This is a genomic window from Pseudomonas sp. C5pp (assembly GCF_000814065.1).
Lineage (GTDB): Bacteria > Pseudomonadota > Gammaproteobacteria > Pseudomonadales > Pseudomonadaceae > Aquipseudomonas > Aquipseudomonas asiatica.
Genome location: NZ_JWLN01000009.1, coordinates 128857 through 153298 on the forward strand (window position 1 = coordinate 128857; position 24442 = coordinate 153298).

The window sequence follows — 24442 nt, forward strand, 5'->3', positions numbered from 1 at the left end:
TAGGAGCGGCCTTGTGTCGCGATAGGGCCGCGAAGCGGTCCCCGGCTTTAAGCATTACAACAACGATTGCTGGGGCCGCCATGCGGCCCTATCGCGACACAAGGCCGCTCCTACAACGGTCCGCGAGACGCTCAGGATGCAGAACAGCTGCCCTGCCGGGCACTCACCCGCACCGCCTCGGCCAGTTTGCGCAGGTTGGCCTGGTGGGCATTGACCAGGCTGGCGATGCTGTTGTCTGCGGGCGTCTGTAGCGAGGTACGGCAGGTCAGTTCGGCCTCCCCCGAGCGCGTCAGGCGCCATACCGCCTCCAGCGAGGCGTAGCGCCCCGGCACGGTATCGAAGCGCTGCACGTCCACCCGCAACAACACCTTGCCGCCACCCACCGGCCCGCCCAACTGGTCCTGCAAGGCGCTGCGGAACTCATCCACCAGGTTGGCGCCCCACCACTCCGTCTCGAGGATGGCCAGGCCGCTCTGCCCTTGTCGCACCACCAACTGCGGGCGGTCCACCTGCGGCGGCACGACCACCCTCGCCACCTGGATGCGCTGGCCAACGTCGCGTACAGGCTCGCTCGGTACCAGCGTGTGATAGTTGTTCGGGGTACTGCTGCAGCCCAACAGCACTGCCAGCAGGCCGGCGCCACATACATTGCGCAGTCGAAGCATCGGCTGTCTCCTCAGGGTTCCAGCTCGGCGGCAGTGGCCGCTTTCGGCCGGCCGCGTATCAGTGATTCGGGGTGCCGCCCCAGGTAATCGGCAAGGTCTCGCAGCGAACGCGACATGCGCTCCAGTTCGTCCAGGGTTTCCCCCATCCGCTCGCGCTGCGGCGAGTCCTCGGAAATGGCCGAATTGGCCGTGCGCAGGGTCTTGTGCACTTCGTCCAGTGCCACCTTCACCTCCGGCAGCGTCTGGCCATTGAACTGCTTGAGGCTGGCACGCAGCTCTCGCAGGCTGCCGTCCAGGTTGCTGGCGATGCTCTCCAGCGGCAGTTTGCTGATGCGCTCCACCACCCGCTGCAGCTGTTCCTGGAGCTGCTCCAGGCTGCCGGGCAATGTGGGGATGGTGATTGGGTCTGCGGTCTTGTCGAAGGCCACCTTGGGGGCATCCGGGTAGAAGTCCAGGGAGATGAACATCTGCCCGGTGATCAGGTTGCCGCTGCGCGCCTGGGCCCGCAGGCCGTGCTCGACGAAGGTGCCGATCAACCGTCGCGCGCCGTCCATGTCACCTTCGGAATGCTTGAACACAGACAGCATCTTGCGGTGTACCGGCCCCAGCCGCTGCGGGTAGATCACCGCTTCGACCACCACCGGGAAGGTCTGGCGGGTGGCATCATAGTCGAGCTGCACCGATGTGACTCGGCCAAACTCGACCCCCTTGAACTCCACTGGGGCGCCTACCGACAAGCCGCGCATGGCCTGGTCGAAGCGCAACTGCAGGTACTGGGCCTGGCCACTGGGCGGTGCCAGGGCGGTATCGCGGTCGGCAAACAGCTGGAAGTGCGCCTGGTCGGCAGCAGGCTCGGCTTGCGGGGCGAAGTCGGGCGAGCCAAAGGCCAACCCGCCCACCAGGATCGATGACAGTGATTCGGTATCGATCTTCAGGCCGTTGGCACCGATCTGCATGTCGACGCCACTGGCGTTCCAGAAGCGGGTATCGGCGGTGACGAAGCTGTCGTAAGGGGCCTGCACGAACACGCCGATCTCCACGCCCTTGCCATCGCCCTGCAGGGCAAAGGACACCACTTCGCCCACCGGGATCTTGCGGTAGTAGATCGACGAGCCAATATCCAGCGAGCCCAGGTTACTTGCGGTCAGGACAAAGCGCTTGCCCTTTTCGTCGTAGGTGATCGGCGGTGGCAGCTCCAGGCCGACAAAGGACTTTTCCGGCACTTTCGATTCGCCGGAATCTGCCCCGATGAAACTGCCCGACAGCAACGTGTCCACGCCGGACACGCCGCCCACGCCAATGCGTGGCCGTACCACCCAGAAGCGCGCCCCCTGGGTGGCGAAGGCACGGGCGTCGTTGGACAGCTGGACCTTGGCGACCACGCTCTTCTTGTCGTCGGCCAGGTCCACCGTGGTGACTTCGCCGATCACCACGCTGCGGTACTTGACCTGGGTCTTGTGCGCCACCAGCCCTTCCCCGGTGTGGAAGGAAATGGCGATGACCGGGCCCTGCTGCATCCAGTTGCGCACCACCAGCGAAGCGCCGATCAGGATCGCCAGTATCGGCACGATCCATACCAGCGACACGCTCCAGCGCCGGGTGCGCACTTCAACCTGCCCCGCGCCCTCGCGCTTGTCAGTCTGTTGCACCATCAATGCGGCCTCCCTCGTTGGTACGGCTATCCCAGATCAGGCGTGGATCGAAGCTCATCGCAGAAAACATGGTCAGTACCACCACCATGCCGAAAAACAGGATGCCCACCCGCGGCTCGATGGTGCCCAGCCCGCGCAGTTGCACCAGCGCCGCCACCAGCGCCACCACCATCACATCGAGCATCGACCAGTAGCCGATAAGCTCGACGAAACGGTACAGCTGCGAGCGCTGCCGGCAGGCCCAGGTAGAACCGCGCTGGGCGGTGAACAGCAACAGGCCGAGCGAGAAGAACTTGATGGCCGGCACACCCACGCTGGCAATGAAGATGATCAGCGCGATGTCCCAGGCCCCTGCCTCCCAGAACTCCAGCACGCCGCCACCGATGGTGCTTTCGCTGCCACTGCCGAGCATTTCGGTGTGCATCACCGGCAGCAGGTTGGCGGGAATGTAGAAAACCAGCGCCGCCAGCAGAAACGCCCAGCCACGGCTGATTGCATTGGCCTTGCGCCGGTGGATGGCGGCACCACAGCGCTCGCAGGTGTGCTTGTCGCTGCCCAGTTCGCAGGCCTGACCACAGCCATGGCACAGGCACAGGCCCAGGTCGTCGGCGTTGGCCGGGGTATTCATACCTGCTCCCAAAGGCCGCGGATGTCCTTGCCGGCGATATGGATGATCAGCATGCTCAGCGCTGCCAGCGCCAGCAGGCCGATGCCAGGTATCACGTCGAGAAACCCCGCCAGCTTGATCACCGCCACCATCGCCCCCAGCAGGCATACCTCCAGCATGCTCCAAGGCCGCAGGCCCTCCAGGCTGCGCATGCACAGGGCAAAACCGGGTGCGCGCTGGCCGGCCAGGGCGAAACCCAACACCCAGCACAAGAGGGTAATCTGCAGCACCGGCGCAAAGATGATCGACAGGGCCATGACCAGGGCGATAAAGGTGACGCTGCCGTGGCTGAGGATCTGTACCGAGTCCCATAATGTCGCGGAATGGGTGAGCCCTTGCATGCCGATGGTCATCACCGGGTAGGCGTTGGCGAACACCAGCAGGATGCCACCCGTCAAACTCAGGGCCAGGCGTTGCTGCACCGTCAGCGAGGTATGCCGGTACAGTACGCCGCCACAGCGCTGGCAAACGGCGCGCTGGTGCTTGAGCAGCGGCGCACGGTGGTACACCGTGTCACAGTACTCACAGATGATCAGTTGCTGGCTCTGGCTCATGGGGTTTCCACAGGTAGCCCGGATTCACGCCGTGATACGCAGGCGAACCACGTTTGATATCCGGTTTAGACCATCCCGGCAAAACTGCCATCATCGGCAGCAAAGAGAACTATCCTGTGAAACGGGATCCCCACCCGCTGGAGGTTTGCCATGCGTACGTTCACGTGGAGTTGCCTGCTGGTGCTGCTGTGCGCGGCATCGGCAGCCCAGGCGCAGTCGGTGGTGCCGCTCAAGGGCCAGAGCAGCCAGCAGATGCAACTGGATATCAATGATTGCAATACTGTCGCGACCAATGCCGCGAACAGTGCCGCGACCTCCAGCGACCCCCATGTCGGTGGCCGGGTACGCGGTGCCGCCGCCGGCGCGGTTGCCGGTGCGGCAGGCGCGCAGGTGCGCGGCAACCAGCACGACGAGCTGTATGACCGGGTCGGTGACGATGCCAAGGAGCAATACCGACAGAACCGCGCCGGCGAAGTGGCCGCCGCCGGTGCTGCGGTCGGTGGCATGCGCCAGCGTCAGGACCGCCGTCAGGACCGGCGCGGCCAGGACGAAGCGAAAGCCCAGGCTCATGCCAGTGCCTACGCCGGCTGCCTGCAAGGTCGCGGCTATCAGGTCACCCCCTGATCAGCAGGCACGCCATGCCTCGGCAGGAGGATGCATGGCGTGCCCGTTTCAGAACTTGGCCAGTTCTTCCCGGCAAAACTCGACGAACAACTGCGCCGGCTTGGTCAGTTGCACCCGTTTCAACCACGCCGCCGCCAGCCCTGACAGCGCCACTGGCTCGGCGATATCCAGCATGGCCAGACGTTGCCCGTCGTAGGTGTACTCCGAATGCGGCCGCGTCACCAGCAGCGAAAAGCCAAAGCCCTGCCCGACCATGCCGCGTACCATCTCGATCGACGGCGAACTGAAGACGATATTGGGCGTCAGGCCCATTTCGTTGAACAGGCTGACGAAGTAGGTACGGCTGGGGGCAACATCCAGCAGGATCATCGGCTCCGGGCACAGATCGCGCAGCGACACCTGGGCCTGCCCGGCGAAGCGGTGGTTCTCGGGGAGCAGCACATAGGGCTTCTGCGGCGGCATCAGCGGCTCGGCCTCGATGGTGCCGTCCAGGTCATGGTCGTAGAGGAACGCCAGGTCGAAGGTACCGGCAGTCAGACCCTGGATCAGGTCCTGCTGCTCGCCGTCGCGCAGGCGGATATCCACCCCCGGGTAACGCTGGCGAAAGCCGGCGATCAGGCGCGGCAGGTACAGCGGTGCCACGGTTTCGAAGCAGCCGATGTCGATTTGCCCGGCCACGGTGTCGTTGTCGGCCAGGGCGTTCTGCTCGAACTCGTGGGCCATCTGCAGCAGCGACTTGGTCTTGGCATAGAAGCGCTTGCCACTGGGCGTCAGAGACACACCCTGGGCGTGGTGGCGGATGAACAGCTGCACGCCGAAGCTTTCTTCCAGGCTCTTGATGGCCGTGGAGATGGACGGCTGGGCGATGTACAGCTGGCGTGAAGCCTCGGCCACGCTGCCGGCCTCGACGGTGGTGACGAAGTACTTGAGTTGTCGCAATGTGTAGGCCGCCACGGGCACCTCTCTGACGCCGGTCTGGGCGCGCTGGGATCATGCCTGTCACTTTACCCTCGGCAGCGGCTGGGTGGGGGCCGGGTGATGAAGGATTTACCTATGGCTTGAGCAGGTTTTTACGAGGGGCGCGATGCGCCCCCCCTTTGCTTCACTCGAAATCGATATTGGCGATTACACAGTCATCACCAATCAGCTTGTACCCTGGCCTGCAGGGCATACCGACTACTGGCCCTATACCGCGCTTGCGCCGGGACAACGTTGCCTGCGGTTCTGCATTTTCCAGCTGTTCGTGGTCGAGCGTGTCGTCTGGCTTGTTAACGGGTTCTTCTTGCATGGGGTTTACTCCTTGGTTTGGGTGGTATCGCCCGATCAACGCTACAACCCCCCATTGCCACCAACCCATCTGGAACTTTGACCGTGAAGAGAAATGCTGTCGGATCGCGTTGCAGGGTTAGCAGTGAACCCGGTGCCCTGGCCAAATGCCGCTGATTGTCTTTACTGGTACTCAACGACTCCAGGCATACGGTGTGCGTTCATGAAGATCATAGTCACCAGCATCCTCGTCGACGACCAGGCCAAGGCCCTGGCTTTCTACCACTACGTACTCGGTTTCGAGCCCAAGCACGACATCCCCATGGGCCGACACCGCTGGCTGACCCTCACCTCCCCCAACGACCCCAACGGCGTCGAGCTGCTGCTCGAGCCCGACGCGCACCCGGCCGCCAAGGTCTACAAGGCCGCGCTCAAGCAGGACGGCATCCCCGCCACCTCGTTCGGCGTGCGGGACATCCAGGCCGAATATACCCGGCTGTGCGCAGCGGGCGTGCAGTTCACCCAACCGCCTACTGCCATGGGGCCGGTCACCGTAGCGGTGTTCGATGACACTTGCGGCAACCTGATCCAGATCGCCCAGAAACACTAGCAAGCGTTCAGGGCTCCACGGGCAGGCGCAAGGTCGCGCGCAATCCGTGTGGCGTCTGGTTGCGCAACTGCACGCTGCCACCCAGGCGGGTCATGATGGTGCTGACGATCGACAACCCCAGCCCGGCGCCATTGGTCGAGCCCTTGCTGTAGAAACGCTCGAACACCCGCTGCTGGTCAACCACCGCTATGCCCGGCCCTTCGTCGTCGACGCTGACCAGCAGGGCCTGGTCTTCGCGCTGCAGTGTCACGGTGATGCGACCGCCTGCAGGCGAATGGTCCACGGCATTGGCCACCAGATTCTGCAAGGCAATACCCAACGCGCCAGCGTCGGTATGCAAATGGTAGTCGCCGGCAGCGATGTCCAGCGAAGGCTCCAGCCCGCGCTCCAGTATCCAGGGGGTAAGCTCTGCCAGGGTCTCGGCCACCACGCCCTCCAGGTCCACCCGCGGCCAGTCACGCCGGCCTGGTCGCGGCTCCAGGCGGGCCAGGGTCAACAACTGGTTGACCACCCGGGCAAGGCGGTCGACGCCGCCCATCAGGAACTGCAGGGCCTTGTCCCGCTCGGCAGCGCTGTCTGCATTCAGGGCGTTCTGCGCATGCAGGCGCAGGATGGCCAAGGGCGTGCGCATCTCGTGGGCAGCGTCGGCGATGAAACGGTGTTCGCGGCGCAGCAGGTCGTCGATCTGCCCGAGCAGGCGGTTGATCGCCGCCTGCATCGGCTCCAGCTCCTTAGGCAACGGCACCAGCTGCAACGGCTCGAGCGACTCGGCGTGGCGGGCGCGGATCACCCTGGCCATGTTCTGCAGCGGCCGCAGCCCCCAGCCTATGGCCGCCCACACCAGCAAGGCCAGGGCCAGGCTGCCGAACAGGAATGGCAACAGCGTGTGCTGCACGATGCGTTCGATCAGGTCGTCACGCACGTCGTTGCGCTCGCCCACCCAGATCACCCAGTGTTTTTCCGGCACCGGCAAGACAAAACTGCGCCAACGGCGCCCATCCACCACCACGTCGGCAAAACCCGGCACCCGCGGCGCCTGCCCCAACTGCGGGGCGCTGGGCGTGTGTACCAGCAGCCCGCCGTCGTCGGCCCATACCTGGAAGGCCAGCTTGCTCTCGTAGCGGTGCCCCACCTTGTGGTGCCCGGCCTTGCTCAAGGCCTCGTCGAAGGCGCGGTACAACTCGTCACGGCTCTGCTCTTGCACCGGCAGGCTCATGATGCCCTGCAGCAGCCGGGCGTTCTGCGCCAGGTGGGCGTCGTACACTTCGTTAATTTCGTGGCGGCTGTCGTGATAGTTGTACAGCGCCAGCAACCCGCTGCCGACCAGCAACAGCAGCATCACCCGCCACAAAGTGCGTTGGCGCAACGAGCTCATGACTTGCGTTCCACCAGGTAGCCAATCCCGCGCACGGTGCGGATCAGGCCGTTGAACAGCTTCTTGCGCAGGTGGTAGATGTTCACTTCCAGGGTGTTGCTCTCCGGCTCTTCATCCCAGCCATACAGCAACTGGGTCAAGCGTTCGCGGGTGAACACCTTGCCCGGCTGGGCCAGCAGTTCGTGCAGCAGCAGGTATTCCTTGGGCGTGAGTACCACCGGCTGGCCCAGGTAGTGCACCTGCTGGCTGACCGGATCCAGGCATACCCCGGCATGCTCTATCAGCACACGGGCGCGGCCGCTACTGCGCCGCAGCAAGGCCCGCAAGCGGGCCTTGAGTTCGTTGAGGTCGAAGGGTTTGACCAGGTAGTCGTCGGCGCCGGCATCCAGCCCGGCAATGCGGTCATCGGTGGCGTCGCGGGCGGTCAGCACCAGCACCGGCAGGCTCTTCCCGGCCGCACGCAGGCGCCGCAGCAACTCGATGCCATCCAGGCGCGGCAAGCCCAGGTCGAGGATGGCCAGGTCGAACTCTTCGTGGCACAGGGCATGCAAGGCACTGGCGCCATCCTGCAACCAGTCGAGGGTATAGCCCTCGCGGCGCAGGCCGTCACAAATCCCCTCCCCCAACGCGGCGTCGTCTTCTACCAACAGCAAGCGCATGCTTAATCCTGTTTGTCCTTGATCGCTTTGAGTAAAGCATCGATTTCACCACGCCGGCCCTGGTCGGCCAACTCTCTCCCGGGCCGGGGCGGTGCCTGCAATGCCTTTTGCAGGGCGGCGCGGGCTTCGTCGTAGCGGTTTTGCCGGTACAGGTGGTCGGCCCAGAAATAGTTGCTGTCGATACCGTCCGGGTTGATCGCCAGCGCCTGGCGCAGCATGGCCTCGGCCTTGGCCTGGTCGCCGAAGCTCAATGGCCAGCCGGGCACCTGGTCGTACAGCGCGCCCAGGCTGGTGTAGGCCGAGCCTTGCAGCGCCTTGGGGTCCATGGCCAGGGCCTTTTCCAGGCTGGCGCGGGCGGCCTTGACCTTGCCCAGCGCGCCCAGCCCACCGGTGGCGCCGGCCCAGCTGCTGTTGACGATGCCGTCCCAGATCAGCGGCTCGGCCGAGCCCGGATGCTGGCGCACCAACGCCGCCGACTGTGCCGCCAGGGCCTCGAATGCCCCGGCACGCTGGGCTTCGGGCAGGTTATAGCGAACCACCGCCCAGCGCTGCTGGATGGCGTTGAGTTGCTGGGTACCGTTCTGGTCGAGGGCCCAGGTGAACGGGGCGATGGCCAGCAGGCTGGCCAGTATCAGACGTTTCATTTGCTCGACTCCTTGCTGTGCCAGTTGCTGTAGCGACGGATCAGCGGCAATTGCTTGCGCAGGGCGCGGTCGACCACGCCTGGCAGCATGCCGTTAAGGCGCACGAAGAGTTTCTCCGGCCAACCCAGGTACAGTTCGCTGCGCTCGGCCTGTACCGCGTCGAGCACCGCCCGGGCGACATCCTGTGGGTCATCGACGCCTACCTTCAACGCCTGATTAAGGGCCTGCGCGGCGCTACTGTTCATCGTCGTGCGGGTAGTGCGCGGTGCGGCATACAACACGTTCACCGAGGTGTCGGCAAGCTCCCGGCGCAATGCCTCGGAGAACCCGCGCAAGGCAAACTTGCTGGCGCAGTAGGTGGCATAGCCTGGGTAGCCGATGGAGCCGTAGATCGACCCCACGTTCACCACCAGCGCACTGGGCTGGGCGCGCAGCAGCGGCAGGCACAGGCGGGTGAGCTGCACAGCGGCCTTGATGTTGAGGTCGAACAACTCGTCGAGGGCGGCCTCGTCCATCTGTTCGAGCAAGGCGAAGCGGTTGACCCCGGCGGCGTTGATCAACAGGTTGCAACTACCCATCGCCCGCGCTGCCTCCAGCACGTCACGGCGGCCTTCGGCGCAGCGCAGGTCGGCCTGCTGCCAGCGCAATTGCCCAGGGTAGCGCGCCATCAGTTCGGTCAGCTTGCCCTGCTGCCGGCTGACCGCCAGTACGCGAGCACCGGCACTGCATAGCTGGGCCGCCAACTCCAGGCCGATGCCACCGCTGGCACCGGTGAGCACCGCCACGCAATCAGGCAAGCGCATGCTTTACCTCCTGCTGCGCGGTACGCGGCAGCCCTTCGAACATGGCGGTATACAGGCGATACACCACTTTGGCAGCGTGGATTACCGCCTGCTGGTCTTCGGGCTGGTCCAGACGGTTCATCAGGCCACGGTAGGTGGCCATGTGGTCCTGGTCCAGGGCGCCGTGGGAACTCAGGTAGCTGAACGCCTTGTCCGGCAGGCCGAGGCTGCTCTGCAGGGTACCGGCTGCCTGGGTGGCGAGGGCAATGCTGGTGCCTTCGAGCACGTTGACCATACCGAACAGCCCGACCGGGTTGCCACGGGCAATGTGGTCGTAGAGAAACGCCACCATCAGCTCGATGGGCAGTGCCGGCCGGCCGCCGGCCACCTGGTGCGGGTCGCCACCACAGGCGGCGATGTCATCGAGAATCCAGCGCTCATGGCCGTACTCCTCGTCGATGTACTCGCACACTGCGCCGCGCAGCCACTCAAGCCGCGCCGGCAAACGGGCCCCGCAGGCCATCATCAATGGCACGGTGTGCCGCACGTGGTGGTAGGCCTGGGTGAGAAAGGCCACATAGGCCTCGAGGCTGGCCTTGCCGGCCAGCGCGTCGCGGATGACCGGGACACTGAACAATGCCGTACGCTCGTCGGCGGTTTCCTGCTGCAGCATGTCGAAGAAAAGCATGGCAAACCTCGTAGATCATTGAAGGTCGGATAACAGGGACTGGTAACACCGCAGGATCTGTTCGCGGCGTGGCCGGCCGTTGGCGGTCAGGGTTTGCCCGGCGGCACTCAAAGGTTCGGGCAGACGCCGCCAGGCATGCACCCGGGCATAGTCCGGCAGGCCGGCATTGGCCTGGCGGATGGCCTGTTCCAGGGTGTGGTCGTCAGCCTGCGGGTCCAGCGGCCAGATCAACGCCAGGTTGTGTGCCAGGCCTTCGCCGTGGACGAACGCCTGGGCGATCACCCCGCCCTGGGTCAGTTCGGCCTCGACCCATTCGGGGTTGACGTTGCGCCCGAAGCTGGTGCTGTACTGGTGCTTCTTGCGCCCGGCCAGGTACAGGAAGCCGTCGCTGTCGAAATGGCCCAGGTCACCGGTCGACAACCACGGCTCGCTGAAGGGTGGTTCGCCCAGGTAGCCGAGCAACGCCGAACCGGCCACCTGCACTTCGCCATCTTCGGCAATGCGCACCTGCACATGCGGCAGCGGCCGCCCGACACTGCCCGCACGATGCGCCCCGGGGCGGTTGAGGCATACCACCGAAGCGCATTCGGACAAGCCATAGCCCTCGAACACCGGTAGCCCGATGGCCTGGGCCCGGGCCAGCAGGCTCGGCGCAACCCGCGCGCCGCCCACCGCCACGAAGCGCAACGGGCCGACCCGCATCAGGCCGCGCTCGATGGCGGTGACCAGCCCAAGCAGCAGTTGCGGCACCAGGATCAGGCTTTCGGCACCACTCAAGGCGATGGCGCCCAGCAATTGCTTGAAGTCGACCTGGCTGGCACCGCGAAAACCCAGTTGCGCCTGCGGATACAGGGCAATGCTCGCCCCGGCCAGCAGGGCCGCGTACAGGCCCAGGTTTTCCAGCAGCACCGCCAGAGGCAATACCGCCAGGTACTTGCCGGGCGCCGTGGGCCGGCTGGCAGCCTCCAGCTCACGCGCTACCCGCAGCATGGCCTCGGCGCTCAGGCATACGCCCTTGGGTGCACCGGTACTGCCGGAGGTGTAGGTGACTTTCGCGGTGCCCGGCGGCAAGGGTGCGGCCGCTGGCGGCTGCCGGCTCCAGAAGCGCTCACCGGCAGTGAAGCCGCTGGCGTGCAGGTCGTCAGCGAAAGCCTCTTCGGCCAGCGCCAGCACCGCCCCGCTCTGTGCCAGGCAGTGGCGGCGCTGGGCGCTGCTGAAGAACGCCGGCAGAATAACGATGGGGCGCCCCGCGAACAGCGCCGCCAGGTCCCAGAACAGCGCCTCGGGACCGTTCTCCAGGGCCAGGGCGAAAGTGCCCGGTGGCTGCGCGCTCAGCCAGGCCTGGCGTTGCTCGACCTCGTCCAGCAATTGTTGATAGGTAAACGGCCCGCCAAGGCCCAGCAACGCCGGTTGCGCCCCTCGGTGGCGGGCATGCAGTTGCAACACTTCCCTGAACAGCTGGCATTCACGCGGCATGGCCGGCCTCCTGCACGCTCGCGGGCAAGCCCAGCCGCTCGAAAACGCCGCCGCGGGCCAGGGCTGCATGGCCGTAGCCGATGTTGCCGACAAACACTTGCGGGTGCTGCGCGTAGTAACTGCCCCAACTGTCGGCATCGCCGTTCAGCCGGCCAGGGTCGGCCACAGCCAGCGCCGTCGGCACCAGGCCCAGGCGATGAAAGCTGTTGACCAGGGTCGCGGCACCGGTGAAGGCCACCCACTGCAAACCGCGGGCGGCCAGCAACCAGGTCACGGCAATGATCATGATCCGCGCGCTGCCGGCGCTGAGCGCGGCCAGGTTGCCCACTTCGACCAACTGTGCACGGCTCACCGAGCTGCCAGACAGCCGGGTCACGGCCGCTTCCAGCGGCTCATCCAGGTAACGCTCGAGGAAGGTCGGCCCACTGCTGGCCAGGCGTACGCCGGCGGCGGCCATCAGGCGCCCGTGGCTGTCATGCAGGCCGAGCAGTTCGGGCAGGTAGTGCTGCACGTCGGCGTGGTGCGCGCAGGCAAAGCGGGCGTGAATGAACTGTTCCAGCTCGTCGCGCCCGGGCTCCCCCGGGCGTTTCAGCGTCATGCGGGCAAGGCGCTCGCCGTGGCTGCCGATAGCCAGTGGAAACAGGCTGGCGCTGTCTGCCTGAGTCATGGCGGTCCCCCTTTCAAGTCAGGTGTTGGGGGCAGTATCAGGGGGCAATCTGAAGCCAATCTGAAGTGCTACATTTGCCATTGCCCTCACGCGCACCAACAAGGAAAACAGATGCGCCACGAATTCAGCGAAGTGCTCAACGACCTGGTCGACTACTTTTTGCTCGGCGATATCCAGTTGCTCGAGCGCTTCAAGCAACAACATGAATTGCCCGACGACCTTGCCCATGCCTTCACCCACGGCGACAGCGGCGACCAGGCCGTGCGCGAAGGGGTCGTGCTGCCACTGGCCGGGGTCGATAACCTGCCCTACCGCATCCTGTTCACCCTGGACAACCATACCCCGGCCCTGCGCGAACCCGGCAGCCGCCTGAAGCACCGCCGCAATGGCTATGTGCTGCAGGTCAAGCACGGTGCGCTGATGCTGTACACCTGGCGCATCCTGCAGCACTTCACGCCCAAGACACTGGGTGACCTGATGGCGCGTTACCAGGTGCCGGGGCGGCCGATCATCGAGCTGGACAATGGCTGGTATGACGTGGAGGTGCTGGCGGGTGCACTGGTGCGGGACGGGCTGTACGAGCCAGCGTTCGAGTTCGTGTTGAAGAAGCGCTGGAGCCGCGGCGAGGCTGCCGGGGTGGATACCGGATATGCCTTTGGGTTGCGTGGGTATTTCGACTGATGGGTTGACTGTGCCGGCCTCTTCGCGGGCTTGCCCGCTAAGAGGCCGGTACAGGCAGCCTCAACTTCAAGTGTGGTTGATATCGCGGTCCTTGGTCTCTGGCAGGAAGAAGATCCCTAGCACCGCCGTCATCACTGCAATCACGATCGGGTACCACAAGCCGTAATAGATATCCCCGGTCGCCGCCACCATGGCAAACGCCACGGTCGGCAGGAAGCCGCCGAACCAGCCGTTGCCGATGTGGTAAGGCAGCGACATCGAGGTGTAGCGGATGCGTGCCGGGAACAGCTCCACCAGCCAGGCCGCGATCGGCCCGTAGACCATGGTCACGTAGATCACCAGAATGGTCAGCAGCAACAGCACCATCGGGTAGTGGATCTTCGCCGGGTCGGCCTTTTCCGGGTAGCCAGCTTCCTTCAACGCCCCGGTCAAGGTCGCGGTAAAGGCATCGCTCTGTGCCTTGAAGTCCGCTGCCGCCAGGCTGCGTCCATCAAAGCTTGGCAGCACCCGTTCACCAATGCGGATCTGCGCCACGCTGCCAGGTTCTGCCGCTTCGTTGGTATAGGGGATGGCCCGCTTGGCCAGCAGGCTCTTGGCGATATCGCACGAACTGGTGAATTTGGCCTTGCCCACCGGGTCGAACTGGAACGCGCACTGGGCAGGGTCTGCCATCACCACCACCGGGTTCTGCTCCTGGGCGACGAACACGTCCGGGTTGCCGTACTGGGTCAGTGCCTTGAAGATCGGGAAGTAGGTCAGCGCGGCGATGATGCAACCGGCCATGATGATTTTCTTGCGGCCGATGCGGTCGGACAGGCTGCCGAAGAAGATGAAGAACGGTGTGCCGATCAACAGCGAACCGGCAATCAGCAGGTTGGCGGTCTGCGGCTCGATCTTGAGCATCTGCAACAGGAAGAACAGCGCATAGAACTGCCCGGTGTACCACACCACGGCCTGGCCGGCAGTGCCACCGAGCAGCGCCATGACCACCACCTTGAGGTTGTCCCAGCGGGCGAACGATTCGGTCAGTGGCGCCTTGGACGCCTTGCCCTCGGCCTTCATCTTCATGAACACCGGCGACTCGTTGAGTTGCATGCGGATGTACACCGAAATCGCCAGCAGCAGTATCGACAGCAGGAATGGCACTCGCCAGCCCCAGGCCTCGAACACCTCGTTACCCATGGCCGTGCGGCAGGCCATGATCACCAGCAGCGAGAGGAACAGCCCCAGGGTGGCCGTGGTCTGGATCCAGGCGGTGAAAAAGCCGCGCCGGCCCTTGGGTGCATGTTCGGCCACGTAGGTGGCCGCCCCGCCGTACTCGCCACCCAGTGCCAGGCCCTGCAGCAGGCGCAGGCTGATGAGGATGATTGGCGCTGCCACGCCGATCGTGGCATAGCTGGGCAACAGGCCCACCACAGCGGTGGACAGGCCCATGATGACGATGGTGATGAGGAAGGTGTACTTGCGCCCGATCATGTCGCCCAGGCGACCGAACACGATGGCGCCGAATGGCCGCACGGCAAAGCCGGCGGCAAAGGCCAGCAAGGCGAAGATGAACGAGGTGGTTTCATTGACCCCGGCAAAGAAGTGCTTGGCGATGATCGCCGCCAGAGAGCCGTAAAGGTAGAAGTCGTACCATTCGAATACCGTGCCCAGGGACGAGGCGAAGATGACCTTGCGCTCCTCCCGGGTGATACCGCGTTGGGGCGCGCTGCCCGTGGATGTGCTGTCGAGAACCGCCATGGGGTGCCTCCGTCTTGTCGTCATGCAGGCCGGGAGCACCTCATATTTTTTTCACCGTCGCACCCAGGCCCTGGGGGGCTTGCTTTGGATATGCGAAGCACGACGAGGCTGGCCGCCTCGGATCGCAGCAAGGTAAATGAAGCATAATAGGCTTTGCCGGGATATCCACCTGAACCTTGCGCAATCCCTACCGCTTGCGGGTGTGCAGGTTGCTCATGGAGCCTCCGTTGCCAATACCGGCCCTTTCAGCTCGACCTGGTTGCCATCGGGGTCGTAGCAGTACAGCGACAGCCCCTCGCCTTCGGCGCCATAGCGTTTTTCGGCAGGTTCGACTTCAACCCCTGCAGCTTGCAGGTAGGCCGTAAGTGCCGCCTCGTCGAATGGCTCGATGCGCAGGCAGAAATGGTGCAGGTTGCGCCCCTCGGCCCCGGGTGCCGCACCACCTGGCTGGCCCAGGGGACCGTCCAGGGTCACCAGGTCGATCATCGCCGTGCCCGTGGCCAGGTGGACCATGCCCAGGTCTTCGCGCACGCGGCTGACCGTGCAGCCGAGCAGCTCGGTGTAGAAGGCGACGCTGCGCTCCAGGTCGCTGACCCGCAGAACGAGGTGGTCGATGTGCTTGATGACGAATGGTCGCATGCCAAGGCTCCTTGTGGCCGCTGGATTCCTGTGGGAGCGGGCGTGCCCGCGAATCAGGCGTTGCAGTGAATGGCACGGGCTTCGCCCGCTCTCATGGAACTGCACATAACTCATTGAATTAGCAGGGACCCTGTGGGAGCGGCTTTAGCCGCGAACACCGGCGCAGCCGGTGCCATGCACCGCGTTGGATTCTTCGCGGCTAAAGCCGCTCCCACAGGGTACGAGGATCGCTTGCGAATTCAGTTATCTGCGCGACAGCGCAGCCCAAAGAGCTGGACAACCTCCCACAAGGGATCACGCAAGCCCGATGAGATTCACCACCATAGCCCACGTGCGCATGGCATGACCATATGCAGTTATTCGTTTACCAACCGTTGCAGAACGCCCCCTTCATGACGGGTGAGGATGCGCAGCAGTTGATCGACCAGCGCCCGGTCCGGCGCATCCAGGTGGAAGTGGTGCCCGCCCGGATGCCAGGAGATCTTCGCCTGGCTGGGCAAGGCCGCCTGGCGCCGGGTAAAGGCTTCGCCGGTGAATGCCCCCTGGCGCCCGAACAGCAGGTACAACGGGCAACGGATCTGGCTGAGCAGGTCACAGGCTTCGCGCTCGGTCAGCGGCATGGGTTCGGGCAGCACCAGACGTGGGTCGTGGCGCCAGCAATAGCCCTCGCCCAGTTGCAGCAGGTCACGCAGCGCCAGCAGCCGTGCCGCCTCTTCCGACAGTTCGGTGTCCAGGCGCTCGCGGCGTTGTTCCAACGCCGTGTCCAGGTCCTCGAAACGGTCGACGTCCGGCTCGGAAAAACCCTGCAACTGGCTGCGCTGCACCATGCGCTTGAGCCGGTAGGCCCGGGCCAGGTGCTGCACGCGGTCATCCTCGGCCACCGTGAACGGTGCGCCCATGCCGTCGAGGAAGGTCATGCTGGCAATACCGCTGGTCATGGCCGCCAGCAGCGATGCCACCCCGGTACCCATGCCATGGGCCAGCACATGGAATTGCGACAGGCCCAGGCTGTCGGTCACTGCCAGCATGTCCTCGGCATGTTCCCACAGGTAGTAACCACTGTCGTGGCGGCGATGGTCCGAGCGGCCATGGCCAACCAGGTCGGGGGCGACCACGAAGCAGCCGTCGAGCATCGGTGCCAGGCGTTCGAACGAGGCGGCGTTGTCCAGCCAGCCGTGCAGAGCCAGCACCGGGATGCCGTCCTCCGCCCCCCAGGTGCGTACCGCTATTTCAATACCGTCGAGGTCCAGCAGGTGATCCTTGGGACTGCACAGCGAATGCATCGTAGTTCTCCCTGATAGAACGCCGGCCCATGGCCAGGCATCACATGACGCCGGCCCATACCCCACGTGCCGGCGTCATCCACACGACATGCCTACCCCATGCCTTGCCCCACCATCTCCCAACAGCCCTGCCCGCGCTGCTCCCCTACCGACGCTCTCGTGCACAGGACCGACCTGTGCGTTCAACTAAATACCACCGCATGCCGAGGCGAAACCTGTCGACTGGCCCCTCCATCGACAACGGAGACTTCAGCATGTCCAGCACACCCATGCCTTTCCATCAGGCCCAGATTGTCCGTAACCTGCCTGACTGGTGCCGAACGATGTACCCTGACCATACCCGCCGCGTCGTTCAGAGCATCCGCAAGGACTACCTCGACGAAAACGGTTCACCTTACGCCTGGTACGCCGCAGCCAGCGATGAAGACCAGGCGCGTTTACGGCAGCTGATCAGCGCCCGCGATGCCGAGTTCAAAGCTCTGCGAGCCTTGCTCGAGGACTTCAGGCAGATCAGCGAATTCTGCAAGCCTTTGCTCGAGAGCCGGTTGGGCCCGGATGTCAAAGCGGACAAGGCCCAGTACCTGCACCAGCCGTTCAAGGTGTACACCACGCTGGTGAATATCCCCGGCCTCGATTTCTCACTCGGCGGTGACGAGACGTACATCAAGCGCCCCGAAGGGCCGCCACAGAAGCGCACGCTGCTGGAGGCCGCCCTGCACAATTTCGAAGGCACCGACGAAGTGGGCCCGTTCGACACCCTGACCCTTGGCACGGACGACGACGCCTCACTTCCTGGGCTGGAACCCGAAGCGTTCGTGAACCTTTGCCGAAGCCTGGACCTGGGCCGGCAGTATCAAGACCACCTGCAGAGTATCTATGAAGGCCCCAGAAAAGCCGCGATCGAGCAGCAGTGGATCGATGCAAGCCAGCAGGCACTGAAAACCGAGGCGATGATCGCTTACCTCAAGAGCCTGCTGACGCTCAAAGGTCGCGATGCCCTGGTACAGCTATGCGACAACGAAAGCACGCCTCGCTATGGCGAACACAAGCTTCGCTGCTGGCGCTTCAGCCTGCTCGGCATCCCGATTCATGGCGTACTGCTGCTGGGCCCTGATGAAGCCGACCAGACCAACCCCTGCATGCTCTACATTCCCCAGGATGCACAACACCCGCTGAGGGAGTTCGCTTCTTTGCAAAAGGCCGGTGCTCACATACGTCAACGCCTGCTGCAAACCACGTTTCGACAGCACTTGATCAGCTTCGCTGACAAGGACCACCAGGTCGAGTTCAGCCGCAAGCTCGAACATGCCCTGTTCGAGCAGGGTACCTCCACGCGCAGACCCAAGGACAAGCCTGAACTGCACTTCAAGCGAACCCGCCTGGCGCTTCCCATCTGGCAGGTGCTTTACAAAGACCACAAGCGCCGCCTCAAGGCAACTGCCAGAACGATCGCGGTACCAACCGCCGATGCCGATGCCAAGGCACGCAAGGAACGGCTGCAACACTGGCTGGACGCCGGCATGAACGTTCTGAACGTGGCCGCCTTCTTCGTGCCTGGGCTGGATGCCGCGATGCTTGGGGTATTCGCCTACGACCTCATGGATTCGGTGTTCACCGGGTTCGAAGCCTGGGAAGAAGGCGATACCCAGGAAGCACTGCAACAACTCGAGTCGCTGGCCATCAATGCCGCCGTTGTTGCCGGCTTCGCCGCCGGCAGCAGCGCGCTCAAGGCATCGGGGTTCGTCGATGCGCTGGAAAGTGTATTGAAAGGTGGCCGCGAACGGCTTTGGCACCCAGACATGGGCCCTTACAGCACCTCGGACTCCTTGCCGGTCGGAGTGCCGACAAATTCCGAAGGGCTCTACATCTTCGATGGCAAAAGCCACGTCTGGCTTCAAGGCAAACTGTATGAGGTGTTCGAAACCGGCGGGCAGTGGCATGTGCGTCACCCGAACGCCCCCGATGCCTACGCACCGGCCTTGCGCTACCTCGGCGACCAGCGTTGGCAATTGGCGCATGACAACCCGCTCGAATGGGACGATGCGCAGTTGCTCGAAGGGCTGGGCCAATTCAGCCAGGGGCTGGATGCATCGGAGCAACTTGCCGCCTTGCGTATAACCGAGGTCGATGCAGACACCTTGCGTCACAGCCAAGTCAACGGTTCGCGGCCCCCGGCTCTGTTGGCCGATGCCTTGCTGCGCCTGCGACTGACCAACGACGTGCAGAGCATCATCACCCGAGTACGTCATGGCCTGCCTTTGGCTGCACATATGAACTTCGCGCTGCCCGAACTGGTACAGATGCCTGGCTGGCCTGCGCATTACAGGCTGAAAGTCTTCACCGGTGCCGAAAAATGGGGGGAGGCAGCCTACTTCGGTGCGGAGCCAAAAGCCGACACGTTGCAGATCGAGATCGGCCGCGCGGAGCTTGACGATGGTGAACTGAGCAAGATTGTCTTGGCCGAAATGGATGAAGATGTCATAAAACAGCTGCTACCCGATACGCCAGTTGAGCAGCGCCCGAAAGCCCTTGACGAGCTATTGGCCAACCGCCTGTCAGCGCGTCGTCGCGAAGTCTTCGAGAGCATGCTGAAAAGCCATCGCGCAGCGCTTGGCGACGAAGCGAAGACCTTGGGCCGCCAGTTCCCCAGTTTGCCTGACAATGCCCTGGAAGAACTTGTCGCGCATGCCAACAGCGCCGAACGCGATCGCCTGAAAAGCGGACGTGTGCCCTTGCGCGTGGCTGAAGAAGCCCGCTACCTGCAGGCCCGCGCCCGCCTCGATCGTGCCTTGACCGGCCTGTACCGAGCAGACCTGGCCAATGCCGACAGCCAACTGCTGCGCGATGCATTGGTAGCCGAACAGCCGCAGGCGACTGAAGTCGAAGTGTTCGCCAGCGCCGTCGCCGACCGCTCGGGCTGCGCCGCACTGCTGGGCCAGCAGCCAATCAAGCCAGGCTTTCGCTCGCCCATGCGCCTGGCACATGGACGATTCGGTTACCCACTCAGTGGCCGAGGAACAGGCCCGATCAGCGCATACGCCGCAACACGTCGGCTCAAGTCACTTTACCCCTCGCTGAACAGCAACGAGATCAGCGCCCTGAGGGCCGAACTGAGCCAGACCGGTGACCTGGGCGCGGCAGTGCGGCAACTGCAGGCAGAGTGGCAAGGCCTGAAACGCTATCTGGATAGGTGGTACATGAGCCCAGACGACATCAACAAGCGTCTCGAGCGACAAAAATGCGCCGAGCAAATCGAGGCTGCTTGGCGGCGGGAGGGTCCCGGCGACCTGGGCACGCTCGTTCTGGAGCAAATGCAGTTGCACGAGTTGCCAGCGATCACAGCCAGCCTACCTCACATCCGTGAGCTCAAGCTGCACGAGCTGCAACTGAGACGACTGGACAGCGCATTCCTGTCACGCTTCCCCAACCTGCAAGTGCTGGAAGTCAGCAACAACCGCGAAATCGACGGGGAAGCGCTGTTCCAGGCACTTGAATCGGTGCCTAGGCTGCACACGCTGGACCTGTCCAACAACACCCTTGCTACCCTTTCACCCACCGCACAGCGCGTGCTGGCAGCGATGCCGAACCTGCGCCGGCTGAACCTGCGGCGCAACCAGCTGACACTGGATGAAGCGACATTGAGGTTCCTCTGCGGTCGGCCTCTGGATGTCCTGAAGCTGGGGCACAATAGCATCACGCTCGATGAAAACCTCGCCACGCGCTTCCAGGACATGATCCATCCGCAGCAACTGGAGCTGGACTTCAACCCGCTGCAGCACGCACCTGATGTGCGCTACATGGCGCGGTTGCAGCACCTGAACCTGTCCGATGCTCACCTGCAGGCCTTTCCCCCTGGCTTGAGCAACCTGATGAACCAGTTACAATACCAGCTGCGCTACCTGGACCTCTCATCCAACCAAATTCGCCATGTTCCGGGCCTGGCAAGCATCCTGGGCAGTCCGTATGCGCGGGACGTCGCTGCGCGGTTGCCCGAGCGCCGCTGGTTCTTCAACTACAACAATCTGGAAGCCGAGTCGGCCAGGCGCCTGCGAGCCAGCGGCGTCAATGTCTTCGAGCACGCCCCCGACAGGCAGGAGTGGCAAGGGTTCTGGCGCGGTGCCGCGACCGACGATCAGAGGCAACTTTGGTCCGACCTGTTCGATCAGAACGATAATGGCGACCTGCAGGCAGTGTTGGAGCGCCTTACCGAATCGTTGGAAGCAAGAAGGGATCCCGAAGGCCTGCGTGCGCGAGTGTGGGAACTGTTGGAGCACGCCCGTGGGGACACAGCTCTGCGCGAACGTCTGAACGAGGTGGCGCAATCCTTCCCCCCAACTTGCGGTGATGCCGGCGCCGAAGCACTCAGCGCTCTGGAAGTGGAGCTGCTGGCGAACCAGGCGTCAGGTTGGGCACGGGATACGGCCAAGCCGCTACTCGACCTTTACCGCAAGCTGTATCGTCGCGAGAAAGTCAACGAACTGGCCGATCGCATCAGCCTGCGACGCGGCCTGCGCAAGCAGGCGCTACAGGAACATGCCGCCCAGTTACCGGCTCGAGATGAGCTGGATGTCCCGGCGGCCTTCCCCGATACGGACCTGGCCATTGGCCTGGTTGACGACATCGAAGTCCGCCTGGCACTGCGCCAGTCCTTGAGCGGTAAGCTCGATTTCCCCGAGCCCAGCAGCGGCATGCTCTATCGCGATACCGCAAGGATCAACCAGCAAATCATCGACAACGTTCGCGCTGCCGTGCTGGAGCTCGATGCGGACACCACCGCCAGGCAGCAGTGGATCAGCGAACAACCGGCCTGGGTTGGCTACCTCAAGCGCCAATATGCCAGTCAGTTCGAAGCCATTAGCGACTTCTGGCGCCCAGGCCTCGATTACCTCTTTTATTGCCTGGACGAAAGCCAGGAGCCGATCACTTACCTGGACAACGCGATAATAAAAGTATTGTTCCCGAAAAAGCCCATACCGGCGCTGGACGAAAACGGCACATTGCGCAGGGTTCCGTTCAATGAGCAAGCGTATGTCAAGGCCACGAACGCCTTGACCCAGGCACAGCAGGAGGTAGAAGCCGGGCTACTGCTGAGCCTTACCCGGCAAGCGGACATCCTCGATGCCTGAACACTGATCAATGACCACGCAGGTCTTCGAAGAAGGCCTGCCGCCCATCCACCTGGCTCGACGCACGCGGCGCTGCCGCCGCCTCTGCGTTGGCCGCCTCCACATGCCAGTAGCAGTGCCTGACCGCGCGGGTTACCGCCACGTAGGCCAGGCGCTGCACCTCTTCCTTCTGCGCGGTATCGAACGGCTGGGCATCACCGGCCTTGCCCAGCCCGGCCTGGCGATACACCTGGTTCTTGTAGGGCGAGCTGGTCAGGTACTGGCAGTCGCCCAGCATGAACACTGCATCGGCCTGCAAGCCCTTGGCACTGTGGTAGGTCAACTGGCGCAAACGGCGCTGCTCGGCCGGCAACGCCGCTTCGGCGTGCAGCACGCCTTGCAGGTGCTCGTTCATCAGCGCCCTGTCGCTGCCCTTGCGGTAAAGCATCATCACCGTCTCGCCACGCTGGTAGTGCTCGATCAGCGTTTCACCCAGGGCGGCCTCGTCACGGTCGAACACTTTTACCGGCGAGCCTGGCAACTCGGCCGCCGGGCCACTGGCCCGGGCTTTCTTGCCGGCTATCGCCGGGGTGCCCTTGACCAGGTGCTCGGCCGCGTCGATCACCTGCTGCTGGCAACGGTAGTTGTCGACCAGCATCACCCGGGTGTTGGCCGGCGACGGGAAGGCCTTGTTGAACTCCATGAAGTACTTGGGCGAACTGCCACGCCAGCCGTAGATCGACTGCCAGTCGTCGCCCACACACAGCAGCGACGAATGCTGCGCATGGCGCCCGATGTGCATCGCCGGGCCGCGCCGGCGGATCTCGGCGAGGCTGGCCCGCAACCAGCTGACGATCTGCGGCGACACATCCTGGAACTCGTCGATCATCAGGTGCGCCAGCGGCCGCAGCAACGGGTCGGGCAGCAGTTGCAGGTTTTCCGGGTTGTTCTCGCCGAACAAGGCGAACATGCGGTTGTAGCTCATCACCGGCGGCGACTGGTCCAGCAGGTGGGCCTCCAGGGCCTTCCAGTACAGGGCCAGGGCCTCGAAAAACAGCGCATCGCTGTCGCCGGAGGGGAAGCTCATCGCCGCCACGGCAGTGTTCACTTCCAGGCCGAGGTTCTCGATGAAATTCGCCGCGCCGACAAAGGCATCGAGCAGTGGCGACGGGGCCAGTTCGCCCTTGACCTTGTATTCGAAGCCGGGGCCGGCCACGGCATCACCGGCCAGCGAGGCTGCCAGGCGCCGGGCCATGGCGTAGTTGTCGAGCCAGATCAGCGGCTGGTCGCAGAAGGCCTGCAACAGGGTGCGCTTGACCGCCCACTCGGCACGCACCGCCAGCTTGGCGCCGGGGCGCTGGTACTGCGCGCTTTCCGCCGGGTCGAAGCCCAGTACGAGCAAAGGCCCCTGGCCGGCCAGACGACCATGCACATGGAAGCGGCTGCCACGGATCTCGATGGTCTCGCGGCAGGGTTCGATGCCCTTGATCGGCCAGGCGCCGGCGGCGAACCACAGGTCTTCGATCACATCGCACAGCTCTTCGTCGCGCTGGGCAGCCAGCTGGGTTACCTGGGCGCGCTTCTGCACATCGGGGTTGTTCGGGTCCAGCGGCTTCAGTTGCAGGGCTTCGCTGCGCAACAGGCCGACCAGCTCGGCAAAGCGCGGGCTCTCGCTCAGCAGGGTGCTGTAGCACTGGTTCAGCTGCTGGCGCTGGGCATCGTTCAGGCGCAGGTCGAACGGGTTGCTCTCGGCCTCGGCTTCACGCCCGGCCGGCATCTCGTTGCCCAGCGTTTCGAACGCGCGCACCTGGCCAAAGCCCGGCAGGCTGCGCACCAGCGGCAGGATGCGCGAATGGAAGGTGCGCACCAGCTCGCGGGCCTGCGGCGGTTGCAGGTTGATCTGCCACAAGGCGAAAACCTGCAGCAGGCGCTTGATGAAGTCCTTGCGCGACTCGCGGGTGAAGGTGACCACGGTCATCGCATCCAGCTCGTAGCCCAGGTAGTGGCGCAACAGCAGGATGCGCAGCACCAGCGAGGTGGACTTGCCCGCCCCGGCCCCTGCCACCACGCAGGTGGACGGTGTGTCACTGAAAATCAGCTTCCATTGCGCGGCACTGGGTTGCGCCTCGGCGGGCAGGCGCTGGGCGACATCGGCCTTGAAGCGCTTTTTCAGCTCGGCAGTCAGCGGCAGGCGCCAGTCATCGAACAGGTTGTCATCCCGGCCCGGCACGGCGGCGGTGTCTGGCCGGGTGTCGCGGATCACCAGCACCTGGCGCCCGGCCTCGTAACCTTCCACCCGCCCGCGTTCGAACCCTTCGCGCACGCCATCGGCATGGCCACTGCGCTGGCCGCTGGCGTGGCCGAGGAACCAGGAGTCGCGGTGCTGGGCCTGCAGGCGGGTCAGGCCACGCCCCAGCAGGCGGGCCGCCAGGCGGCGAAACCAAGGCAGTTGTGCAGGAGGGGTAAGGTCGGCGGGGGCCTGGGGTTGCTCGTGGGCCACGGTCACTCCGTTGAAAAACAAAATCAGCGGGCATGTTCGCCGCATCGACAAAAAATCGCCAGCGAATGCTTGCAGATCAGTGGATTAGGCGATGAAGCGAATAAAACACTCTATCGCATCAAATCAACTTTACTGATTGTTTTAAGCCGATATTTACGCTTA

The 24442-nt window shown here is 64.1% G+C and carries 21 protein-coding genes; 4 read left to right on the forward strand and 17 right to left on the reverse strand.

Going from position 1 to position 24442, the window contains the following annotated elements:
* Positions 1-131: 131 nt before the first annotated feature.
* Genes RR51_RS09635 through RR51_RS09650 form a run of 4 tightly spaced genes read right to left on the reverse strand, consistent with a single transcriptional unit; the run spans position 132 to position 3538 of the window.
* Positions 132-665: a PqiC family protein gene (locus RR51_RS09635; protein ID WP_039613339.1), complete on the reverse strand. Its 534-nt coding sequence runs from the start codon at positions 663-665 to the stop codon at positions 132-134.
* A gap of 11 nt (positions 666-676) precedes the next feature.
* Positions 677-2317, reverse strand: coding sequence for a PqiB family protein (locus RR51_RS09640; RefSeq protein WP_039613340.1), 1641 nt, complete (start codon positions 2315-2317; stop codon positions 677-679).
* Positions 2301-2945 carry a paraquat-inducible protein A gene (locus tag RR51_RS09645; protein ID WP_024086789.1) on the reverse strand — a complete coding sequence of 215 codons (645 nt, stop codon included), beginning with the start codon at positions 2943-2945 and terminating at the stop codon, positions 2301-2303. The genes RR51_RS09640 and RR51_RS09645 overlap by 17 nt, the downstream gene beginning before the upstream one ends.
* Entirely contained in the window at positions 2942-3538 is a 597-nt protein-coding gene (locus RR51_RS09650; RefSeq protein WP_039613341.1) for a paraquat-inducible protein A, read from the reverse strand. Before RR51_RS09650 ends, RR51_RS09645 begins: the two co-directional genes overlap by 4 nt.
* 150 nt (positions 3539-3688) lie before the next feature.
* Between RR51_RS09650 and RR51_RS09655 the strand changes: the two genes are divergently transcribed.
* Positions 3689-4162: a YMGG-like glycine zipper-containing protein gene (locus RR51_RS09655; RefSeq protein WP_039613342.1), complete on the forward strand. Its 474-nt coding sequence runs from the start codon at positions 3689-3691 to the stop codon at positions 4160-4162.
* A 48-nt stretch (positions 4163-4210) separates the two neighbouring features.
* Here the strand turns inward: RR51_RS09655 and RR51_RS09660 are convergent, their stop codons facing one another.
* Both RR51_RS09660 and RR51_RS09665 read right to left on the reverse strand, forming a co-directional pair.
* Positions 4211-5116 carry a LysR family transcriptional regulator gene (locus tag RR51_RS09660; RefSeq protein ID WP_013972086.1) on the reverse strand — a complete coding sequence of 302 codons (906 nt, stop codon included), beginning with the start codon at positions 5114-5116 and terminating at the stop codon, positions 4211-4213.
* A gap of 148 nt (positions 5117-5264) precedes the next feature.
* The gene (locus RR51_RS09665) at positions 5265-5450 is read right to left on the reverse strand and encodes a hypothetical protein (protein WP_023663548.1); all 186 of its coding nucleotides are present in this window, start codon (positions 5448-5450) and stop codon (positions 5265-5267) included.
* A gap of 201 nt (positions 5451-5651) precedes the next feature.
* On the opposite strand from RR51_RS09665, the gene RR51_RS09670 reads away from it, so the two are divergent.
* On the forward strand, positions 5652-6038 hold the full coding sequence (locus RR51_RS09670) for a VOC family protein (RefSeq protein ID WP_013972085.1): 387 nt from the start codon (positions 5652-5654) through the stop codon (positions 6036-6038).
* Positions 6039-6045: 7 nt separating this feature from the next.
* Here RR51_RS09670 and RR51_RS09675 read toward each other — a convergent pair whose 3' ends face one another.
* Genes RR51_RS09675 through RR51_RS09705 form a run of 7 tightly spaced genes read right to left on the reverse strand, consistent with a single transcriptional unit; the run spans position 6046 to position 12329 of the window.
* Positions 6046-7413 (reverse strand): sensor histidine kinase, encoded by a 1368-nt coding sequence (locus RR51_RS09675; RefSeq protein ID WP_039613343.1) that lies wholly within the window; start codon positions 7411-7413, stop codon positions 6046-6048.
* Positions 7410-8072 (reverse strand): response regulator, encoded by a 663-nt coding sequence (locus RR51_RS09680; protein ID WP_039613344.1) that lies wholly within the window; start codon positions 8070-8072, stop codon positions 7410-7412. The genes RR51_RS09675 and RR51_RS09680 overlap by 4 nt, the downstream gene beginning before the upstream one ends.
* Positions 8073-8074: 2 nt before the next feature.
* Complete coding sequence (locus tag RR51_RS09685; protein ID WP_013972082.1) at positions 8075-8716, reverse strand: tetratricopeptide repeat protein; 642 nt, start codon at positions 8714-8716, stop codon at positions 8075-8077.
* A complete protein-coding gene (locus RR51_RS09690) occupies positions 8713-9519 on the reverse strand; it encodes an SDR family oxidoreductase (protein ID WP_013972081.1) in 807 nt (268 codons plus the stop codon). The genes RR51_RS09685 and RR51_RS09690 overlap by 4 nt, the downstream gene beginning before the upstream one ends.
* Positions 9506-10186 (reverse strand): TenA family transcriptional regulator, encoded by a 681-nt coding sequence (locus RR51_RS09695; protein WP_039613345.1) that lies wholly within the window; start codon positions 10184-10186, stop codon positions 9506-9508. Before RR51_RS09695 ends, RR51_RS09690 begins: the two co-directional genes overlap by 14 nt.
* Positions 10187-10201: 15 nt before the next feature.
* A complete protein-coding gene (locus RR51_RS09700; protein ID WP_024086784.1) occupies positions 10202-11662 on the reverse strand; it encodes an AMP-binding protein in 1461 nt (486 codons plus the stop codon).
* Complete coding sequence (locus RR51_RS09705; RefSeq protein ID WP_039613346.1) at positions 11652-12329, reverse strand: thermostable hemolysin; 678 nt, start codon at positions 12327-12329, stop codon at positions 11652-11654. The genes RR51_RS09700 and RR51_RS09705 overlap by 11 nt, the downstream gene beginning before the upstream one ends.
* Positions 12330-12440: 111 nt before the next feature.
* Here RR51_RS09705 and RR51_RS09710 point away from each other — a divergent pair, with 111 nt between their 5' ends.
* A complete protein-coding gene (locus RR51_RS09710) occupies positions 12441-13010 on the forward strand; it encodes a hypothetical protein (RefSeq protein WP_039613347.1) in 570 nt (189 codons plus the stop codon).
* A 66-nt stretch (positions 13011-13076) separates the two neighbouring features.
* On the opposite strand, the gene RR51_RS09715 is transcribed toward RR51_RS09710, so the two are convergent.
* From RR51_RS09715 to RR51_RS09725, 3 genes are all read right to left on the reverse strand, one after another.
* Entirely contained in the window at positions 13077-14753 is a 1677-nt protein-coding gene (locus RR51_RS09715) for an MFS transporter (protein ID WP_013972077.1), read from the reverse strand.
* A gap of 213 nt (positions 14754-14966) precedes the next feature.
* Positions 14967-15392 carry a VOC family protein gene (locus RR51_RS09720; RefSeq protein WP_039613348.1) on the reverse strand — a complete coding sequence of 142 codons (426 nt, stop codon included), beginning with the start codon at positions 15390-15392 and terminating at the stop codon, positions 14967-14969.
* Positions 15393-15748: 356 nt separating this feature from the next.
* The gene (locus RR51_RS09725; protein ID WP_015269963.1) at positions 15749-16675 is read right to left on the reverse strand and encodes an alpha/beta fold hydrolase; all 927 of its coding nucleotides are present in this window, start codon (positions 16673-16675) and stop codon (positions 15749-15751) included.
* Between the two features lie 254 nt (positions 16676-16929).
* On the opposite strand from RR51_RS09725, the gene RR51_RS09730 reads away from it, so the two are divergent.
* On the forward strand, positions 16930-21801 hold the full coding sequence (locus tag RR51_RS09730; protein ID WP_330218084.1) for an NEL-type E3 ubiquitin ligase domain-containing protein: 4872 nt from the start codon (positions 16930-16932) through the stop codon (positions 21799-21801).
* A 7-nt stretch (positions 21802-21808) separates the two neighbouring features.
* On the opposite strand, the gene RR51_RS09735 is transcribed toward RR51_RS09730, so the two are convergent.
* Positions 21809-24325 (reverse strand): UvrD-helicase domain-containing protein, encoded by a 2517-nt coding sequence (locus RR51_RS09735; RefSeq protein ID WP_039613350.1) that lies wholly within the window; start codon positions 24323-24325, stop codon positions 21809-21811.
* Between the last annotated feature and the right edge of the window lie 117 nt (positions 24326-24442).

Coding starts and splice junctions, on each gene's coding strand:
- RR51_RS09650 (WP_039613341.1), bottom strand. CDS start 3,538: ATGAGCCAGAGCCAGCAACTGATCATCTGTGAGTACTGTGACACGGTG.
- RR51_RS09640 (WP_039613340.1), bottom strand. CDS start 2,317: ATGGTGCAACAGACTGACAAGCGCGAGGGCGCGGGGCAGGTTGAAGTG.
- RR51_RS09675 (WP_039613343.1), bottom strand. CDS start 7,413: ATGAGCTCGTTGCGCCAACGCACTTTGTGGCGGGTGATGCTGCTGTTG.
- RR51_RS09655 (WP_039613342.1), top strand. CDS start 3,689: ATGCGTACGTTCACGTGGAGTTGCCTGCTGGTGCTGCTGTGCGCGGCA.
- RR51_RS09715 (WP_013972077.1), bottom strand. CDS start 14,753: ATGGCGGTTCTCGACAGCACATCCACGGGCAGCGCGCCCCAACGCGGT.
- RR51_RS09635 (WP_039613339.1), bottom strand. CDS start 665: ATGCTTCGACTGCGCAATGTATGTGGCGCCGGCCTGCTGGCAGTGCTG.
- RR51_RS09670 (WP_013972085.1), top strand. CDS start 5,652: ATGAAGATCATAGTCACCAGCATCCTCGTCGACGACCAGGCCAAGGCC.
- RR51_RS09735 (WP_039613350.1), bottom strand. CDS start 24,325: ATGCGGCGAACATGCCCGCTGATTTTGTTTTTCAACGGAGTGACCGTG.
- RR51_RS09695 (WP_039613345.1), bottom strand. CDS start 10,186: ATGCTTTTCTTCGACATGCTGCAGCAGGAAACCGCCGACGAGCGTACG.
- RR51_RS09680 (WP_039613344.1), bottom strand. CDS start 8,072: ATGCGCTTGCTGTTGGTAGAAGACGACGCCGCGTTGGGGGAGGGGATT.
- RR51_RS09690 (WP_013972081.1), bottom strand. CDS start 9,519: ATGCGCTTGCCTGATTGCGTGGCGGTGCTCACCGGTGCCAGCGGTGGC.
- RR51_RS09700 (WP_024086784.1), bottom strand. CDS start 11,662: ATGCCGCGTGAATGCCAGCTGTTCAGGGAAGTGTTGCAACTGCATGCC.
- RR51_RS09665 (WP_023663548.1), bottom strand. CDS start 5,450: ATGCAAGAAGAACCCGTTAACAAGCCAGACGACACGCTCGACCACGAA.
- RR51_RS09710 (WP_039613347.1), top strand. CDS start 12,441: ATGCGCCACGAATTCAGCGAAGTGCTCAACGACCTGGTCGACTACTTT.
- RR51_RS09645 (WP_024086789.1), bottom strand. CDS start 2,945: ATGAATACCCCGGCCAACGCCGACGACCTGGGCCTGTGCCTGTGCCAT.
- RR51_RS09720 (WP_039613348.1), bottom strand. CDS start 15,392: ATGCGACCATTCGTCATCAAGCACATCGACCACCTCGTTCTGCGGGTC.
- RR51_RS09705 (WP_039613346.1), bottom strand. CDS start 12,329: ATGACTCAGGCAGACAGCGCCAGCCTGTTTCCACTGGCTATCGGCAGC.
- RR51_RS09725 (WP_015269963.1), bottom strand. CDS start 16,675: ATGCATTCGCTGTGCAGTCCCAAGGATCACCTGCTGGACCTCGACGGT.
- RR51_RS09685 (WP_013972082.1), bottom strand. CDS start 8,716: ATGAAACGTCTGATACTGGCCAGCCTGCTGGCCATCGCCCCGTTCACC.
- RR51_RS09730 (WP_330218084.1), top strand. CDS start 16,930: ATGTCCAGCACACCCATGCCTTTCCATCAGGCCCAGATTGTCCGTAAC.